The organism is Mesorhizobium sp. CNPSo 4671 (assembly GCF_057784245.1).
The window spans coordinates 148582-165771 of record NZ_JBWLUW010000007.1; the positions used below are offsets into that span (position 1 = coordinate 148582).

A 17190-nucleotide genomic window follows, 5' to 3' on the forward strand; every position below is an offset into this window, starting at 1 on the left:
GTCAGTGCACCCCGGGCTTCTTCAGGGCGTCGGCGATCTTTTCCAGCGTGTTGCGCATCGCCTTCTGCTCATCGGACTGGGCCTCGACCCAGTCGCGCATGATCTGCTGCTCGGAGCGCATGTTCTTGACCAGGCCGGAAATGCCGTCGGCGAGATTGGCCATGGCGGTGGCGACGCGCGGATTGGAGCCGCCGCCATTCTCCTGCATGCTGCGCAGCCGCTCCGACAGCACACGAATCTCGTCGGAGGATTCGGTCTTGGCCGGATCGGAGACGACGATGTCGGAGGAGAGATCAGTGACCGAGGACAGCCAGTTCTCAAGCTCGGTGTAGAAGCGCGTCTGGGCGCGGCCCGCCTGCAGGTCGAGGAAGCCGAGGACGAGCGAGCCCGACAGGCCGAACAGCGAGGAGGAGAAGGCCGTGCCCATGCCGGCCAGCGGTGCCGACAGCCCCTGCTTCAGCGAATCGAGCACCGCCGCGGCATCACCCGTGCCGGGGTCGAGCGATTCGATGGTCTCGCGGATCGAGCCGATCGTGTTGAGCAGGCCCCAGAAGGTGCCGAGCAGGCCGAGGAACACCAGGAGGCCGACCAGGTAGCGCGAGGTGTCGCGGCTCTCGTCGAGGCGCGTGGCGATGGAATCGAGCATGGTGCGCATCGAGGAGGTCGAGAAGGCCATGGTCGAGGAGCGGCCGATCATGGCTTTCATCGGCGCCAGCAGCACCGGTTCTGTCGTCTCCGAGCCGGCGCGGAAGGAGTTGACCCAGCGCACCTCGCGAAACAGCCGCCCGACCTGGGCGAAGGCGAGCAGGATGCCGACCACGAGCACGCCGATGATCAGGCCGTTGAGCCCGGGATTGGTGACGAAAGCCGTCGAGATCTGGCGGGTCAGGATGGCGGCAATAAAGGCGACGATGGCCAGGAAGATGACCATGGTCAGCAGGAAGACCTGCGGACTCGACAGTTTATGCGGATCGTAGATCAGAACGTCGGAGCGTCTGCCCATGCCGAAGGATCTGAGAAAAGCCATCCGTGCCCCGTTTCCGATGCTCTATTTGCCTTTACGCAATTCCGAACGGGAAACCGCTCACACTTTCCCTGGAATTGCTCCAGCGCCGCCGATCACGTAGTTGGCGACTCTAAACGGAATTGTGACCAAATTGAATGGCGCTTGGCAATATTGCCGTGGGGCCCCTGTGCCGCTCGTGCGATCGGCGATCGAAACCCAAGTCAGAGCCGGTTGATGACCAGGCAGTCGACCATGGCCGCCAGGTGCAGGCCGGCGCCGGTGACGACAAAGCCGTGCCACAGCGCGTTGTGGAAGCGCAGTCCCTTCCAGGCGAAGAAAATGACGCCGCAGGAATAGACGATGCCACCGGCGACGATGAGCACGATCGAGGTCGTCGGCAGCGTCTCGACGAGCGGCTTGACCAGGACGATGCCACTCCAGCCGATGGCGAGGTAGAAGACCACAGCCAGCCGGTCGAAGCGGCCGGGGAAGAACACTTTGATGGCGATGCCTGCCGCCGCCGCGATCCAGACCAGCACGATCATCCAGCGGGCCAGCGGCGAAGCGTCGAGCTGGGCGAGAAAGGGCGTATAGGTGGCGGCGATCAAGAGATAGATCGCGGCGTGATCGAAACGCCGCAGAACCCATTTAGCCGGGGAGGACACCGGCCACAGATTGTAGGCCAGCGACACCGACAGAACCGTAAGCAGCGAAACGACATAGAACGTGGCGGCGATGTATTCGCCCGGCCCGACCCGAAACGCCGCCAGCGCCAGCAGTGCCGAACCGGCCGCGATCGCCAACACGATGCCGACGGCATGGACGATTCCGTCGGCGATCAACTCGGCGCGCGAATAGTGCCAGCGCCCGATGAACGGAATGTCGAGTTGCGGCGGTGTGTTGGTCATCGATCGTCCTGCGTCACCCCATATCTGGGCAACCGCCGGACAGTATTTCAAGCTTAGGTGGCGGTTTTGCGACTGCGGCTGTTCAGCGCGGCGAGAGAGGCTTCTTCACGGCCTTCAGCAAAGCGCGCTGGATGACCTCATTGCCGGCGACGACCGAGCCGTTGTCCAGCATGTCCTGTCCGCCATCCATATCGGAAACGAAACCGCCGGCTTCGCGGATCAAGAGCAGGCCGGCGGCGATGTCCCAGGCCGACAGGCCGGTTTCCCAGAAGCCGTCCATACGGCCGGCGGCGACATAGGCGAGATCGAGCGAGGCCGAGCCAAGCCGCCTGATGCCGGAAACCTCGGCCATGACGTTGCGCAATTCGACGAGGAAATTGCCGTGGTGGCCGCGTCCCAGATGCGGCATGCCGCAGCCGATTACCGTGTCGACCAGCTTGATGCGGCCGGCGACGCGCAACCGGCGGTCGTTCATGAAGGCGCCGCCGCCGCGCTCGGTCGTATAGAGCTCGTCCATCGCCGGATTGTAGATGACACCGGCGACGATCTGGCCCTGGCGCTCCAGCGCGATCGAGACGGCGAAAAGCGGGATGCCGTGCAGGAAATTGGTGGTGCCGTCGAGCGGATCGACGATCCAGCGGTGCTGGCTGTCGTCGCCTTCCACCACGCCGCGCTCTTCCATCAGGAAGCCATAGCCCGGACGCGCCTTCGACAATTCGGCAAACAAGATGTCCTCGGCCTTGCGATCGGCCTGGCTGACATAGTCGCCCGGGCCTTTCAGCGAGACCTGCAGGTTCTGGACCTCGCCGAAGTCGCGCGACAGCGAGCGGCCGGCCTTCATTGCGGCCTGGACCATGACGTTGAGAAGGGCTGAGCGTGCCATAGTGTGTCTTCCTGTGCCCGCGTGTCAGTCCGCGCGGCGCACGTAAGTGATTTCGTTGGTGTCGACGATGATGCGTTCGCCGGCGCCGATGAAGGGCGGCACCAGTACGCGGATGCCGTTCTCCAGCACCGCCGGCTTGTAGGAGGATGCCGCCGTCTGGCCCTTCACCACCGGATCGGCCTCGGTGATGGTCAGGGTCACATAATCGGGCAGCGAGATGCCGATCGGCCTTTCCTCATAGAGCTGAACCGTCACCATCATGCCGTCCTGCAGGAATGCGGCGCGGTCGCCGACGAAATCCTTGTTCAGTTCGAGCTGCTCGTAGCTTTGGGTGTCCATGAACACCAGCGCGTCGTCCTGCTCGTAGAGGAAGGAAAAATCCTTCAGGTCGAGGCGGATCTGCTCGACCGTCTCGGCCGAGCGGAAGCGCTCGTTGAGCTTGGTGCCGTTGATAAGGTTCTTCAGTTCGACCTGGTTGTAGGCGCCGCCCTTGCCGGGCTTGACGGTGTTGGTCCTGACCGCCACCCAGAGGCCGCCATCGTGCTCGATGACGTAGCCGGGACGGATTTCGTTGCCATTGATCTTGGCCATGATGATGGGATCCGGAATGAGATTTTCGCCGGGACAAGCGATTTAGGGGCTCCCAAGACCACAAATCGCCAGGAGAGGCAAGGGACGCCGGACGGAGCCCAGCCGGCTCGCCGGCATCAGGCCTCGATCTTGATGGCTTCGCCGACGGCCTTCGCTATGGCCTGTGCGGCCATCGCCAGCCGGTTGAGGTGCGGGGAGCGCAGTGCCACGACCTGCAATGAAAGGTCGACATCGACAAGCGCGAGGCCGTCGGGAAGTCCGCGCGCCGCGAGCCGCAACGGCATGAGGCCAAGGCCGTGTCCCCGACGTATCCATTCCATCTGCATCGCCGGGTCCTGGATTTCCGCCGCCACAACAAGCCGATGCCGTTCGCCGCCCAAATTGGCGAGGAGGCTCTGACGCGCGTCGCAAGGTTCGGGGCTAAGAACCCAAGGCATGCGAGCGTTCGTGACATGGGGTTCGGTGCCGCCAGCCTGGGCTATGACGCAGAGACGTTCGGTGCCGAGCACTTCCGAGCCTTGATGATCGGCAGGCCGCAGAACGATCGCCATATCGAGTTGGCCGCGTTCGAACTGGTCGATGAGCTCCGCGCTCCAGCCGGTCTTGAGCCGCAACGATATTTTTGGAAACGCAGCAGCCGCGCCGGCGATGGCGCCGGCAACGCCTGCATCGGACAAGCCATGCGCCAGGCCGACACGCAGCACGCCTTGCGGCTCGGCGTCGGCGGCGAACGCTTTCAGAGCCTCGACCGAAGCCAGTATGTCCTTTGCCCGCGCCAGCACCTCCAATCCCGCCGCGGTCAGGCGCGGCGGCTTCTGCCGGCGATCGAGAAGCGTTGTCGCGAGCATATCCTCCAGCCGCTGCATCTGCCGGGTGACGGCAGGCTGCGTCAGCGGCAGACGCTGCGCGACTTTCTGGATCGAGCCTTCCTCGGCGAAGAGAACAAGCGTGCGCAATTCTTCCAGCATTCCGAAAATGCTCCAAGTGCATAATCATTCTGATTATTATGAATTTGAAATCACGATGCTGGCAAGCGATTTTCCTTTCGACGGATCTCCAAAAGGAAAGGGAAGACAATGCAGGCAATCGAATTGCAGGCCCCCGGCGGCATCGACAATCTCAGATTGGTCGAGCGGCCAATGCCGGAACCAGGCCGCCAGGAGATGATCATCAAGGTCAAGGCAACCGCGCTCAACTACCGTGACGTCGAGATCGCCCGTGGCAGTTACCACACCGCCTTTGCGCTGCCGCTGATACCGCTTTCGGACGGTGTCGGCGAAGTGGTCGCGGTTGGCGCCGAAGTGACCCGCTTTAAGGTGGGCGACCGCGTCTGTGGCACGTTCTGGCAGCGCTGGGTCGGCGGCAGCTTTGCCATGGCCGAACCGTCCTATCAACGCGGCGGTCCCATCGATGGTCTGCTCAGCGAATTCGCTCGGCTGGACGAACAGGCGGCCGTGCTCGCGCCGCCACATCTGAGCGATGTCGAAGCGGCGACATTGTCTTGTGCCGCGGTCACGGCCTGGCACGCGCTGTTCACCGAAGGCCAGTTGAAGCCGGGCGAGACGGTGCTCAGCCTGGGCACTGGCGGCGTCTCGCTGTTTGCGGTGCAGTTCGCCGCGGCAGCCGGCGCACGTGTCATCGTCACGTCAAGCAGCGACGACAAGCTCACGCGGGCAAAGGCGCTTGGAGCGCATGACGGCATCAATTACCGCAGCGATCCGGACTGGGCGACGGCGGTGCTGACGCTGACCGGCGGACGCGGGGCCGACCACATTATCGAAGTCGGCGGACCACAAAGCTTCGAGCAATCGTTGAAGGCCGCGGCGCGCGGCGCCCAGATCAACGTCATCGGCTATCTCGGCGGCAGCGACGGGTCGATCAATCCGCTCGACATCTTTCGCCGCCAGGTCACGGCGCGCGGCATACCGGTCGGTTCACGCGAATCCTTCGAGGCGATGAACCGGGCGCTCCTCGTGAACGGACTGCGGCCGGTGGTCGATCGGGTCTTTCCCTGGGTGGAGGCAGAAGAGGCTTTTCACCATCTCGAACATGGCTCGCCATTTGGCAAGGTCGTCCTCGATCACATGCAATGACTGCACGGGCCGCCATCAAGGCAGGCGGTTCGCCTTCTGCAGAGCCTGCTTGGTCTGGTCGTCGCCCAGCCCTTGCAGGAAATCGTCCATGTCGGGATCGATGAGACCGGCGCGGCGGGCGACGATATACCAGGCGCCGGCGAGCACCAGGTCCGGGTCAGTGCCGATGCCTTGCATATAGAGCTTTGCCAGGCGGTTCTGGGCGGCGACATTGCCGCCCTCGGCAGCCTGCTTCGTCCAGCCGAACGCCGATTTCAGGTCGCGGGCGCCGCCGCGGCCCTCGATCATCCAGGCGGCGAGATCGATCTGCGCGGTATCGTAGTTCTGCCGTGCCGCCTGCGCCAAAAAGCGCCTTGCCTGCACATCGTCGCGCGGCTTGCCGCCGACGCCGTTGGCGTAGATCTGGGACATGGCGTATTGCGCGTCGGCGAGGCCGGTCGCGGCAGCGCGCTCATAATAGGCGGCTGCTTTGGCCAGACCCGCCTCGCCGGGATCCTGCTGGACCAGCATCTGTGCGAAATTGAACTGCGCCAGCTGGTTGCCGGCTTCGGCGGCGGCCTGCATCAGCGCGTAGGCCTCTTTCGTGTCCTTCTTGACGTAGCGGCCGTCGAGCAGCATCAGCGCGTACTGGAATTGCGATTCCGGCACGCCCTGTTCCGCAGCGCTAGCGTACCATTTCGCCGCTTCCGCCGCGTTCAGCGGCACGCCGAGCCCGCGCGACAGGATTTCGGCCACCAATGTCTGCGCCGCCGGATCGCCGTTTTGCGCGCGAACCAGCGCCAGATTGTAGGCCGTCTTGTAGAGCCCGCGCTGGAAGGCGCCATAAGCCGCGTCCGCGGGCTTGGCCCCGAAACGGTCTGGATTGATGCTGTCGGCCGAGGGCAGCGGTGCGGGCTCCGCCGTGGTGGCGGGCTGCGGCAGCTGGTTTTCGATCGGCTTGTCGGTGTGCACGCCGGTTTCAGGCTTGGGCTGCGGCAAGGGGATGGTTTCGGCGGCGGCGGCCTGAATCATGGCTGCTGCAAGCAAGGCCTGAAGGGGAAGCCTCACCGGAACCACATCAGTCCTCGAAGCGTGGCGCGGTTTCGTCGAGCAGCGCGTTGGCTCGGGCAATCGCCGCTTGCGGATCGACGCCATCGGCGAAGACTGCGCTCGACAGCGCGACGAATTCGGCGCCGGTGGCCGCCACTTCCTCGATGGAAGCCAGATCGGACCCGGCCATGACGATGCAGGGGATCTGGATCATGTCGGCCCACCATCGTCCCAGCGACAGGTTGCGCGGATGCGGCTCGGGCTTGTTGTCGTAGCCGAAGCGGCCGAAGAAGATGTAGTCGGGCCGCGTCTCGCCAAGCTCGAGCGCATCGTCCCGCGTCTTGGCACCGCCGGCGCCAACCATCATTTTCGCCTGGAAATGTTCGATCGTCTCGGCAAGCTCGGCCTTGGAGACCTCGACATGGATGCCGTCGGCCTGGACACGCCCCGCGACGCGAGTGTCGCCGGCAATGACGACCGCCACCCCCGCGGCCTGCGCCGCCGGCACGATCTGTTCGGCAAGGGCCTGGAAGGAGGCCTCGTCCATGCCGTTCTCGGGCAGGATCAGCGAAGCGACGTCGCCACCGTCGAATGCGGTGGCGATGCGGGCGGCCGGCACGCCGGGCGGCGTGATCAGCACGATGCGGCAGCGATTTGGGGGTGTGGCGTCGTTCATGGTTCTTCAATCCCGGGTTTCGCCTATGCCGGGCGAAGATGGTTGGATTGCGGCATAGAGCAAACTGCCGGAATTGAACAGGCGTCAGCTGTCAGGCGACATCAGGTGGAGCGAAGACCATTGCGGGCTTTCGTGACGATGTCGAAGACTTTCGACGGGTCCTCGATGCCAAGGAACTGCGGCACGGGGTCGAGAGCCGGCGACCAGCTGCCAAAACTTCGATAGCGCGACTGAGGCCAGCCGCCCGGACTTCCGAAGACCGATGCCGCTGCGCCGAAGCGCAAACTGCCGCGCTTTTCGCCCTCGCCGGTGAGCTGGATGTCGGGAAGACGCTCCAGATCGATCGATGTGAAGGTGGCGAAAGGCGCGGTGCGCATGATGAGAATGCGTTTGTCGGTGACCGCATAGGAGATGCGCTGTCTCAGCCAAGCGTCGACAGCAAATCTACCAAACACGAAGAAGAGCCCGATGCAGATGAACATTGCGCCCCATGCGTCGAAGAAGAGCGGCGCACCTTGCCTTGCTGCGGTATAAGTCCAGAAAATTGCAAAACCGCACCAGAGCAGGCTGAACGGAATGAGAAACATATCCCCGCTGCCGAAGAACAGGCCCTGCGCGGGAATGCCGCTCCAAAGGATGTGTTCGCGGGGCAATAGCCGTCCCTGAAAAGATCCGAGCGCCACGCCTTTACCCCGTTGCTTTGTGCCCGCATCCACATCGCACGGACGGCGATCGCCGCGCAAATCAGCAACGCGTTATCCGCCGCGAGATCATGGGTTCGAAAGTATCGTCGCAGCCATCCACATTCGAGGAGGCTACGCCGGCACTTTCGACTTCCACAGCGACCAGCCGAGATTCATGCCGGCCGCCGCCGTCAGGATCAAAGCGGCGCCGATGATCTGGCTGAGATGCAGCCGATGGCCGAAAGCCACGACATCGACCAGGATGGCGACGACCGGATAGATGAAGGACAGCGATCCCTGCAGATGCGTCGGCAGCTTCTGGATGGCGCCGTACATCAATATGTACATCAGCCCGGTGTGGACGATGCCGAGCGTCGCCAGCATGGCCCAGCTCCATGCATCGGCCGGAAGATGCGCGAGGTTGGCGAAGGGCGCCAGCATGACGACGCCGACGCAGACCTGGATCAGCGCGATCAGATGCGGCGGTGTGCCCTTGAGCTTCTTGGTGACGATGGCCGCGACGGCCCAGAAGAAGGCGGCCGCCAGTGCCATTAGGATGCCGGCAAAATAGTTGGTGCCGACATCGCCGGCGTCAGGGGCCGCCTCGACGATCAGCACCATGCCGGCGAAGGCTATTGCCAGCCAGGTCAGCTTGGTCAGCGTCAGCCGCTCGGCGAAGAAGAGCGCGCCGAAGCCGACCAGCATGAAGGGCTGGGTGTTGTAGACGGCGGTGGCGATCGAGATCGAAGCGCGTGAGAAGGCGCTGAACAGGAGCAGCCAGTTGATGACGATGGCCGCACCACCAAGCGCGGCGAGACCGATGACGCGCAAGGAGAGCCTGTTGCGCAGCAATCCGACGCAAGCGCAGATAATCAGCAGCGTCACCGCGCCGAACGCGCAGCGCCAGAACACCACATCCATGATCGGCTGGCCGGACATGATGACGAACCATCCGATCGTGCCCAGGATCGCCATTGCAGCCGACATTTCGACCGTGCCACGTACCGTATCGTTCATGATAGACCTCTGAACCTGTTGACACCGCATAATCTCATGCGGGTTGTCCGCCTTCCATCTCATTGGAGAGGTTGTATGAGGATATGACCTAATTATATTAGGAATCTTCCGCGAATTTGTGAGAAATCTGAAATGCTTGACGATCTCGACCGAAGTCTCCTCGAAATCCTGGTGCGGGATGCACGGACCTCGCTGAAGGAGCTGGCTGCCCAGGTCGGGCTGTCGTCGCCGAGCGTTTCGGAGCGGCTGCGGCGGCTCGAGGAGCGCGGCGTCATCCGGGCGTTTACGGTCGAGATTGATCCGCTGGCGCTCGGCTATACACTGCAGGCGATCGTGCGCATCAAGCCTTTGCCGGGCAAGCTGCACATCGTCCAGAAATTGATCGAGGAGATTGCCGAGTTCGCCGAATGCGACAAGGTGACGGGTGATGATTGTTTCGTCGCGCGGCTGTTCGTGCGCTCGATCGGCGATCTCGACGGCATTCTCGACCGCATTGCCGATAAGGCCGAGACAAGCACCGCCATCATCAAGGCGCAACCGATCCGGCGGCGGCCGCCACCGCTCGGGACTTCATCATCGTCTTGACTCCACATGGCCATGGTGGAAATGCGCGGCCAGTCCACCAAATGTCAGTTCGTCAGATGATGGGCTGAGAGACGAGGACGGACATGGCACAGAATATCTATGACCAGCCGGATTTCTTCGCGGGCTACAGCCAGCTTGGCCGGTCGATCGAAGGCCTGGACGGTGCCGCCGAATGGCCGGCGTTGCGGGCGATGCTGCCTGAAGTCGGCGGTTTGCGCATCGTCGACCTCGGCTGCGGTTTCGGCTGGTTCTGCCGCTGGGCGCATGAGCATGGGGCGCGCCACGTCCTGGGGCTGGATCTGTCGGAGAAGATGCTGGCCCGGGCGAGGGCGGCCGGCCCGGACGCAGGCATCATCTATGAGCGAGCCGACCTTGACCAGCTCAGCCTGCCGCGAGCCAGCTTCGATCTCGCCTACAGCTCGCTTGCGCTGCACTATGTCGAGGACGTCGCGCGCCTGTTCAGGACGGTGCATCAGGCCTTGTCGCCGGGCGGGCATTTCGTCTTCTCGACGGAACATCCGATCTACATGGCCCCGACCAGGCCCAGCTGGGCGGTCGATGCCGAAGGCCGCAGGACATGGCCTGTCGACCGGTATCTGGTGGAAGGTCCGCGCAGGACCGACTGGCTGGCCAAGGGCGTGGTGAAACACCACCGCACCATCGGCACCACGCTGAACGCGCTGATCCGGTCCGGTTTCACCATCGGGCATGTCGAGGAATTCTGTCCGACGGACGCCCAGATCACGGCCAGGCCGGAACTGGCGGAAGAACTCGAGCGGCCGATGTTCCTGCTGGTCTCGGCGCGGCGATAGGCACGAGCCGGACATTGGCGGGTGTTCGGCAACCGGTCCGGATTTGCAGTCGCCCGAAACGCAATTCTGGGTTATTCAGGCACTGACGCCTTCCCTCCAGACCAGTTTCTCCCCATGTCAGGCCTGCTTCTCGATCCGTGGTTCTACGCGGCCGCCATACCGGCGGTCATTCTGGTCGGCCTGTCCAAGGGCGGGTTTGGCGGCGCCGTCGGTTTCGTCGGCGTGCCGCTGATGGCGCTGACCATACCGCCGGTGCAGGCGGCCGCCATCCTCTTACCGATCCTGTGCCTGATGGACATCGTCTCGGTGTGGACGTGGTGGGGCGTTTACGACCGCAAGATGCTGGTCGACATGATGCCGGGCGCCGTCATCGGCATCGGCCTCGGCTGGCTGACGGCCGCACTGGTAACCGAAGAGGCGGTGCGGCTGATCGTCGGCGCCGTGGCGATCATCTTCGTGTTGCGCTGGCTCTATCTGCAGTTCCGCCATGGCGCCGACCATGCCGCCGAGCCCAACCGTCTGGCCGCGGCGATCTGGGGGACGGTTGCCGGCTTCACCAGCTTCGTCGCCCATGTCGGCGGCCCGCCCTTCCAGGTCTATGCCTTGCCGATCCGGCTAGACCCCAAGGTCCTGTCGGGCACGGCCGCGATCTTCTTTGCCGCGACCAATGCGTTGAAGCTCATCCCCTATTTCGCGCTCGGCCAGTTCGACACCGCCAATCTGACGGCATCGGCCGTGCTGATGCCGCTGGCGCCGCTGTCGACCATCGCCGGCGCCTGGCTGGTGCGGCGGATGCGGCCCGAGATCTTTTATCCCTTCACCTACGCGACCGTGGCGGTCGTGGCGCTGAAGCTTTTGTGGGATGGACTTGCCGGCCTGATGTAACAGGCCGGCGGATTTGCTGCCGCGCGCGGTTCGCCGCCAGCGTCAGGCGGCGCTTTCCGCGAGCCGGCGGCTTCCACCGAAGGCCAGCGTGGCGCCCACCACCAGGACCAGTATCATGCCAGCGAGGATGCCGACATCATGTATGGTCGGCTTCAGCACCATGTCGGCGACGATCACCAGCATCACCGCATAGTCGAAGCGCGCCGCGCTCATCATGCGCTGGCCGATGGCAAGCACAGCCGGGGTGACGCCTTCCTTGGCGATCATCGCGCCCATGCGCTCGCCGGTCGGCTTGAAGATGAACATGCCGATCGAGAAGGTCGTGGCGTAGCCGACCAGGCCGATGATGATCCACAGGTCGGAGAAGCCGACCCAGAAGCTGCACATGATCAGGCCGAAGATCAGGGTGAGCATCGACATCGGCGCGAAGAAACACCCGCCCAGCTGTCCGCTGGCGCGCATCGCCTGAAGCTTGTCCGCGATGTTGCCGGCGCGCTCGGCAAGCACGCCGAGCAGGAACAGCACGAAGCCGCCGCCGACCCACAAAATGGCCGAGACGATGTGGAGAAATTTGACGATCGAATACCAGTCCATCGGTTGCTCCTGGGATATTTCGGGTTTTGCGGCGGAGCGGATATGCCCCGGCCGCCAGAGGAGCGGGCGTTTAGCGTGGCGCCTGTTTCGGAACGATGTCGCGAAAAACAGTTTCTGTTTCGGCGGCTTTCAACCAGCGCGGTTGCCAACAACAAGCCGATGCGTGGTTTCATATTATGCTATTGTCGGATGCGTCAGGGGAGCGCGACATCGTCTTGAAACACTGCCGATGCTAGTGCGCCGACACCGGGAGCCCGGTGGCGACAGCAATCGCCTGACGATCAACCCATTCCCGAAAACGGGAAAAGGCAATTCGAGGGGACAAGCATGCAAGGGGTAGCACGGAATTTCTTCACACTGGCGATCATCTATGCACTGTGCGGGATGGCGCTCGGCATCCACATGGCGATCAGCCAGGATCATGGCCAGATGCCGACCCACGCTCACACCATGGTCGCGGGATGGCTGATGTCGGCAGTCTTCGCCTTCTTCTATCATCTGTTTCCGGCGGTCGGACAAAAGACGCTGGCCGTCGTCCATTTCTGGCTGACGGCCATCAGCGGCATCGGCCTGCTGATCGGCCTCTACTTCCTGCTTGCCGGCAATGCCGCGATCGAACCGATGGTGGCGGCGTCTTCGATGGGCTTCTACGCGGCCATGCTCCTGTTTGCCTTTATCGCCCTGCCCGCGGTCTGGAAAAAGGCCTGAATCGAAGGCCGATAGGGTTCTTGGGGCTGTGCTGTTACGGCACAGGAATGGGGCGTTCAGTCAAAAAACATCGGTGCCGTTAAAGGTTCATTAAGCTTTACAGGCGTTTACTATGCGCATCCAGTGATCTGGATTCTTACCGAGTGGTTGGAGCCACTTTGTTTGACGCCTCCCTGTTAAACTCCTGAGAGCCGCCTTATCCGCGGCTCTTTTTTTGTCCGCATTCCGGTGGCACGCCGGGCGTCGGTCCGCTGTTAACCTTCTGTTAAACATGTGCTTGCCTTCACCCCCGGCGAAGCGCATTTTCAAGCTTCAGTTATATAGGGTGCCGGGTGTATCGGCAGAGAACCGAATCGGCCGGTTGCAAGTGCAGGGGCGTAGCAATGAACGAGCCTTCGAAGGGCAGTGCGAAGACCGTTAAACTGGCGGAGCGTCGGGTTTTTTCGCATTCCTTCAAACCGCTCTACCAGGAAGGCATGGGGCTGGTCGAACAGGCGGCTGAATATCTCGACGGCAAGGGCCGCGCCGAGGCCAAGAAGCTGTCGCGGCTGGCGGCCACGCTCTACGCGGCCGAATCGATGCGGCTGACGACCAGGCTGATGCAGGTTGCCTCCTGGCTGCTTTTGCAGCGTGCGGCCAATTCCGGCGAAATGACCCGCGACCAGGTCGCTTCGGAAAAATCCAAGGTGCGCCTCGATACCGCTTCCGCGCATGACGAAGCCGCAGGCTGGGCCGAACTGCCCGAGGATTTCCTCGACCTCGTCAACCGCTCGCTTCGCCTGCAGGCGCTGGTGCGCCGCATGGACGACGAGATCTACGGCGCCGGCGCGGTGGTCGACATGCAGCCGATGGGCCGCCGCCCCAATCCGGTTTCCGATCAGATCAGCCTGCTCAACACCGCTTTCGCCCGCAACTAATCGGCTTCGGAATATTTCCGGCTCGATAGATGCCGTTTCCGGTTTGTTCACATTTCGCTGGCATCGCTGTCCCCCGGAGGTAAAGTAACCGGATGGGGGACGCGATTCGCATCATTGGTATCGATCCGGGGCTCAGGCGCACCGGCTGGGGCATCGTCGAGAGCCTCGGCAATTCCTTGCGCTTCGTCGCGTCCGGCACCGTGCGCTCCGAGGACAAGGCGGCACTGGCGACGCGGCTCTGCCAATTGCATGACGGGCTTGCCGAGGTCCTGCATGCGGCAATGCCGCATGAGGCGGCCGTCGAACAGACCTTCGTCAACAAGGATGCGGTGGCGACGCTGAAACTCGGCCAGGCGCGCGGCATCGCCATGCTGGTGCCGGCGCGGGCCGGCCTGGTCGTCGCCGAGTATGCGCCCAATGCGGTGAAGAAGGCTGTCATCGGCGTCGGCCATGGCGACAAGAAGCAGATCCACATGATGGTGAAGGTGCTGCTGCCCAAGGCGACCTTCGACACCGAACATGCCGCCGACGCGCTGGCCATTGCGATTTGCCACGCTCATCACCGCCAGAGCGCGGCCTATCGGATGGCGCTTGCGTCATGAGAGGCTGTTGGAAATGATCGGCAAGCTCAAGGGCACGTTGGACGAGATCGACGAGGATCATTGTCTCGTGGACATTCATGGCGTCGGCTATGTCGCCTATTGCTCGGCGCGCACGCTGGCGGCGCTGCCTTCACTTGGCGAAGCGGTGGTGCTGTTCATCGAGACCTATGTGCGCGAGGACATGATCCGGCTATACGGTTTCCAGTCGCAGCTTGAGCGCGAGTGGTTTCGGTTGCTGATGAACAATGTGCCGGGTGTCGGCGCCAAGGTGGCGCTGGCCATACTGTCGACGCTGGCGCCGGCCGACCTCGCCAATGCGATTGCGTTGCGCGACATCGCCATGGTCAGCCGAGCCCCTGGCGTCGGCAAAAAGGTGGCCGAGCGCATCGTTACCGAATTGAAGAACAAGGCGCCGGCCTATGCGGGTACTGCCTCCGGCACCATCGGCCTGAAGCAGGAGCTTGGTGAAGGCGTGGCAGCCGCACCGATCACCGACGCGGTCTCGGCACTGGTCAATCTCGGCTATTCGCGCGACACCGCCGCCAATGCGGTTGCTGCGGCGCTGAAGACGGCGGGCGAGGATGCGGATGCCCCGAAGCTGATCCGCTTCGGGTTGAAGGAACTGGCGCGGTGAGCCCTGAAATTCAGCACCCGGATTGACTTCGGGCATGATTTGGTCTTCTTGGTGCGCTCGGTTTTACAAGAGTATTCGCCGTGCGCCTGTCAGCGACCAACAATAAAATAAACTCCGGATCGGCCCTGGCCGTGTCCGAACGTCGCGCGTGCCTGCGGCACTGTCGAAGATAGCTTCATACAGCAATCCATTCGTCAGGGCCGCTTCCAAGAAGCGGCCTTTTTTATTTGGAGCGAACGATGTTCCCCATTATCGAAACCGTGACAGACGTTCTGCCGCATATTCAAGGCAATATCGGCATCTTCTTAACGCGCTTCGATGACTACGATGTCATCGACTATGGATTTGTGGGCGACGAAACCTTCCGCAGTGCAATGACGCTCGAATGCCGTGGCTTGAAGTTCGCCAAGGACGGACGGCTTATTGCCCGCCCGTTTCACAAGTTCTTCAACCTTGGCGAGAGACAGCGCCCCGAAGATATCGACTGGACAGTTCCGCATCTCGTTCTGTCGAAGCTCGATGGATCGATGGTCCATCCGTGCATCGTTCGCAATGAACTGGTGTTCATGACGCGCATGGGCGTCACGGCGCAGTCCATGGCTGCGTTCGCGCATGCTGGAGACAATGTTCGCCAGCTTTCGAGATACGCCGTCGAAGCAGGGATGACGGTGCTTTTCGAATTCACCTCTCCCGAAAACAGGGTCGTGATCGCCTATGATCAGCCGTCCCTGACGCTTCTGGCCGCGCGCGACAACCGGACCGGCCGTTATTCAACGTACCAGGAGCTTCAGTCGCTGGCCGACCAATTCGGCGTGCCGCTGATCCAGCCGCTTCAGTCGGTGGCTTCAATGAAGGACTTTATTACCATTGCGCGAAGCCAAGAGGGGATCGAAGGCTACGTCATCGCTTTCGAAGATGGCCACAGACTGAAGCTCAAGACCGCGTTCTATGCTCTGCGGCATAAGGCGCTGTCTGGTCTGGCTTTTGAAAAGAACATCTTGGCATGGGTGGCAGAAGGGGCGGTGGACGATGTGGTCCCCCTCCTGCCGCCCGACCTTGCCGAGGAACTCAGAGCTTATCAGCTCGTGGTGGTCAACGGGCTCAACAGGCACCTTGGTGTCCTCACTTCCTTCGTCGCCGAGCAGTCGGGGCGGGAGCGAAAGGAATTCGCCGCAGCTGTTCGCTCCGAGATCGATAGCAGGCTCCAGGGAGCCGCATTTGCCATGTTCGATGGAAAAGACGGCAGCGAAGTGCTCAGGAAACAACTATTGTGGGCCAGCTACAGTGAGTCGCGGCTTGATAGCATCCGCGATCTCTATGGTATGGCTTGGAAGTCTCCTGCCGTGACCGTGGAGGCCGGTTGACCGGATGCGCTTGGCAATGCCCCGAGCAAGGACGAGGATGGATTTGTGAACGAGCGCCTCATTGCTCCGGAAAAACGCGGCGAGGATGCCGAGCAGACCTTGCGGCCGCAGACGCTTGACGATTTCGTCGGCCAGGCGGCGGTGCGGGCCAATCTCAAAGTCTTCATCGAGGCCGCCAAGGGCCGCAACGAGGCGCTCGACCATGTGCTGTTCGTCGGGCCGCCGGGGCTGGGCAAGACGACGCTGGCGCAGATCATGGCGCGCGAACTCGGCGTCAATTTCCGCTCGACGTCCGGACCGGTCATCGCCAAGGCCGGCGATCTGGCCGCACTGCTCACCAATCTGGAAGAAGGCGACGTGCTGTTCATCGACGAGATCCACCGGCTGAACCCGGCGGTGGAGGAGATCCTCTATCCGGCGATGGAGGATTTCCAGCTCGACCTGATCATCGGCGAGGGACCGGCGGCGCGCTCGGTCAAGATCGACCTTGCCCGTTTCACGCTCGTCGCCGCCACCACGCGGCTTGGCCTGCTCACCAATCCGCTGCGCGACCGGTTCGGCATTCCGGTGCGGCTCAATTTCTACACGGTCGAGGAACTGGAGCAGATCGTGCGGCGCGGCGCCCGCATCCTGCAAATGCCGCTCGGCGACGACGGTGCGCTGGAGATCGCGCGGCGCGCGCGCGGCACGCCGCGCATCGCGGGCCGTCTGTTGCGCCGCGTGCGCGATTTCGCCTCGGTCGCCGGCGACGGCCATGTCGACCGCCTGATCGCCGACGAGGCGCTGACACGGCTGGAAGTCGACGCGCTCGGCCTCGATGCGCTCGACCGGCGCTATCTCTCCATGATCGCCCGCAATTTCGGCGGCGGGCCGGTCGGCATCGAGACGATCGCCGCCGGCCTGTCCGAGCCGCGCGACGCCATCGAGGACATCATCGAACCCTATCTCATCCAGCAGGGTTTCATCCAGCGCACGCCACGCGGACGCATGCTGACGGCCAATGCCTGGCGCCATCTCGGCCTCGACGCGCCGAAGGATCTGGCACAGCAGCAGATCAACCTGTTCCAGGAAGAATAGCCGCCAAGCGATCCGGCGCGGGTTCCCAGGCCAGTGATCAAGGATATGTGACCCGTCCTGCGCAAAATCTGCGCGTCTTTGCCGATTTGCCGGCGTAATCCTGGATTTTATCGAACGCGTGCGGGG

At 62.9% G+C, this 17190-nt stretch carries 20 protein-coding genes; 10 read left to right on the top strand and 10 right to left on the bottom strand.

Annotation, left to right across the window (positions count from 1 at the left end):
* Nucleotide 1 precedes the first annotated feature (1 nt).
* The 5 genes from AC04SF_RS20515 to AC04SF_RS20535 form a co-directional block, all read right to left on the bottom strand.
* Nucleotides 2-1027 (bottom strand): MotA/TolQ/ExbB proton channel family protein, encoded by a 1026-nt coding sequence (locus AC04SF_RS20515; protein ID WP_096451239.1) that lies wholly within the window; start codon nucleotides 1025-1027, stop codon nucleotides 2-4.
* A gap of 200 nt (nucleotides 1028-1227) precedes the next feature.
* Nucleotides 1228-1914 carry a PAQR family membrane homeostasis protein TrhA gene (gene trhA, locus AC04SF_RS20520; protein ID WP_202352375.1) on the bottom strand — a complete coding sequence of 229 codons (687 nt, stop codon included), beginning with the start codon at nucleotides 1912-1914 and terminating at the stop codon, nucleotides 1228-1230.
* Nucleotides 1915-1996: 82 nt separating this feature from the next.
* The gene (locus tag AC04SF_RS20525) at nucleotides 1997-2797 is read right to left on the bottom strand and encodes an inositol monophosphatase family protein (RefSeq protein WP_096451235.1); all 801 of its coding nucleotides are present in this window, start codon (nucleotides 2795-2797) and stop codon (nucleotides 1997-1999) included.
* A 24-nt stretch (nucleotides 2798-2821) separates the two neighbouring features.
* The gene (efp, locus tag AC04SF_RS20530) at nucleotides 2822-3388 is read right to left on the bottom strand and encodes an elongation factor P (RefSeq protein WP_019861758.1); all 567 of its coding nucleotides are present in this window, start codon (nucleotides 3386-3388) and stop codon (nucleotides 2822-2824) included.
* Between the two features lie 116 nt (nucleotides 3389-3504).
* Nucleotides 3505-4356, bottom strand: a complete 852-nt coding sequence (locus AC04SF_RS20535; protein ID WP_202352377.1) for a LysR family transcriptional regulator — start codon at nucleotides 4354-4356, stop codon at nucleotides 3505-3507.
* 108 nt (nucleotides 4357-4464) lie between these two features.
* Here AC04SF_RS20535 and AC04SF_RS20540 point away from each other — a divergent pair, with 108 nt between their 5' ends.
* Complete coding sequence (locus AC04SF_RS20540; RefSeq protein WP_488479291.1) at nucleotides 4465-5481, top strand: zinc-dependent alcohol dehydrogenase family protein; 1017 nt, start codon at nucleotides 4465-4467, stop codon at nucleotides 5479-5481.
* 15 nt (nucleotides 5482-5496) lie between these two features.
* Here AC04SF_RS20540 and AC04SF_RS20545 read toward each other — a convergent pair whose 3' ends face one another.
* From AC04SF_RS20545 to AC04SF_RS20560, 4 genes are all read right to left on the bottom strand, one after another.
* The gene (locus AC04SF_RS20545; protein ID WP_488479292.1) at nucleotides 5497-6492 is read right to left on the bottom strand and encodes a tetratricopeptide repeat protein; all 996 of its coding nucleotides are present in this window, start codon (nucleotides 6490-6492) and stop codon (nucleotides 5497-5499) included.
* Nucleotides 6493-6538: 46 nt separating this feature from the next.
* Nucleotides 6539-7186, bottom strand: a complete 648-nt coding sequence (locus AC04SF_RS20550; protein ID WP_488479293.1) for a thiamine phosphate synthase — start codon at nucleotides 7184-7186, stop codon at nucleotides 6539-6541.
* 101 nt (nucleotides 7187-7287) lie between these two features.
* Nucleotides 7288-7869 (bottom strand): PH domain-containing protein, encoded by a 582-nt coding sequence (locus tag AC04SF_RS20555; RefSeq protein ID WP_488479294.1) that lies wholly within the window; start codon nucleotides 7867-7869, stop codon nucleotides 7288-7290.
* A 132-nt stretch (nucleotides 7870-8001) separates the two neighbouring features.
* Entirely contained in the window at nucleotides 8002-8886 is an 885-nt protein-coding gene (locus AC04SF_RS20560; protein ID WP_488479295.1) for a DMT family transporter, read from the bottom strand.
* A gap of 132 nt (nucleotides 8887-9018) precedes the next feature.
* On the opposite strand from AC04SF_RS20560, the gene AC04SF_RS20565 reads away from it, so the two are divergent.
* The 3 genes from AC04SF_RS20565 (at nucleotide 9019) to AC04SF_RS20575 (ending at nucleotide 11168) form a co-directional block, all read left to right on the top strand.
* Complete coding sequence (locus AC04SF_RS20565) at nucleotides 9019-9471, top strand: Lrp/AsnC family transcriptional regulator (RefSeq protein WP_202352383.1); 453 nt, start codon at nucleotides 9019-9021, stop codon at nucleotides 9469-9471.
* Nucleotides 9472-9554: 83 nt separating this feature from the next.
* A complete protein-coding gene (locus AC04SF_RS20570; RefSeq protein ID WP_488479296.1) occupies nucleotides 9555-10283 on the top strand; it encodes a class I SAM-dependent methyltransferase in 729 nt (242 codons plus the stop codon).
* Between the two features lie 114 nt (nucleotides 10284-10397).
* Entirely contained in the window at nucleotides 10398-11168 is a 771-nt protein-coding gene (locus tag AC04SF_RS20575; RefSeq protein WP_096451217.1) for a sulfite exporter TauE/SafE family protein, read from the top strand.
* Between the two features lie 42 nt (nucleotides 11169-11210).
* Here the strand turns inward: AC04SF_RS20575 and AC04SF_RS20580 are convergent, their stop codons facing one another.
* A complete protein-coding gene (locus tag AC04SF_RS20580; RefSeq protein WP_488479297.1) occupies nucleotides 11211-11762 on the bottom strand; it encodes a DUF2269 family protein in 552 nt (183 codons plus the stop codon).
* Between the two features lie 327 nt (nucleotides 11763-12089).
* On the opposite strand from AC04SF_RS20580, the gene AC04SF_RS20585 reads away from it, so the two are divergent.
* From AC04SF_RS20585 to ruvB, 6 genes are all read left to right on the top strand, one after another.
* Complete coding sequence (locus tag AC04SF_RS20585; RefSeq protein WP_202352386.1) at nucleotides 12090-12470, top strand: hypothetical protein; 381 nt, start codon at nucleotides 12090-12092, stop codon at nucleotides 12468-12470.
* Nucleotides 12471-12853: 383 nt separating this feature from the next.
* A complete protein-coding gene (rcdA, locus tag AC04SF_RS20590; RefSeq protein ID WP_096451211.1) occupies nucleotides 12854-13387 on the top strand; it encodes a protease adaptor protein RcdA in 534 nt (177 codons plus the stop codon).
* 92 nt (nucleotides 13388-13479) lie between these two features.
* On the top strand, nucleotides 13480-13989 hold the full coding sequence (gene ruvC / locus AC04SF_RS20595) for a crossover junction endodeoxyribonuclease RuvC (RefSeq protein WP_056575418.1): 510 nt from the start codon (nucleotides 13480-13482) through the stop codon (nucleotides 13987-13989).
* A 13-nt stretch (nucleotides 13990-14002) separates the two neighbouring features.
* A complete protein-coding gene (ruvA, locus tag AC04SF_RS20600; RefSeq protein WP_488479457.1) occupies nucleotides 14003-14623 on the top strand; it encodes a Holliday junction branch migration protein RuvA in 621 nt (206 codons plus the stop codon).
* Nucleotides 14624-14862: 239 nt separating this feature from the next.
* Entirely contained in the window at nucleotides 14863-15987 is a 1125-nt protein-coding gene (locus AC04SF_RS20605; RefSeq protein ID WP_488479298.1) for an RNA ligase, read from the top strand.
* A gap of 45 nt (nucleotides 15988-16032) precedes the next feature.
* Nucleotides 16033-17064 (top strand): Holliday junction branch migration DNA helicase RuvB, encoded by a 1032-nt coding sequence (gene ruvB, locus AC04SF_RS20610; RefSeq protein WP_488479299.1) that lies wholly within the window; start codon nucleotides 16033-16035, stop codon nucleotides 17062-17064.
* Nucleotides 17065-17190: the final 126 nt, after the last annotated feature.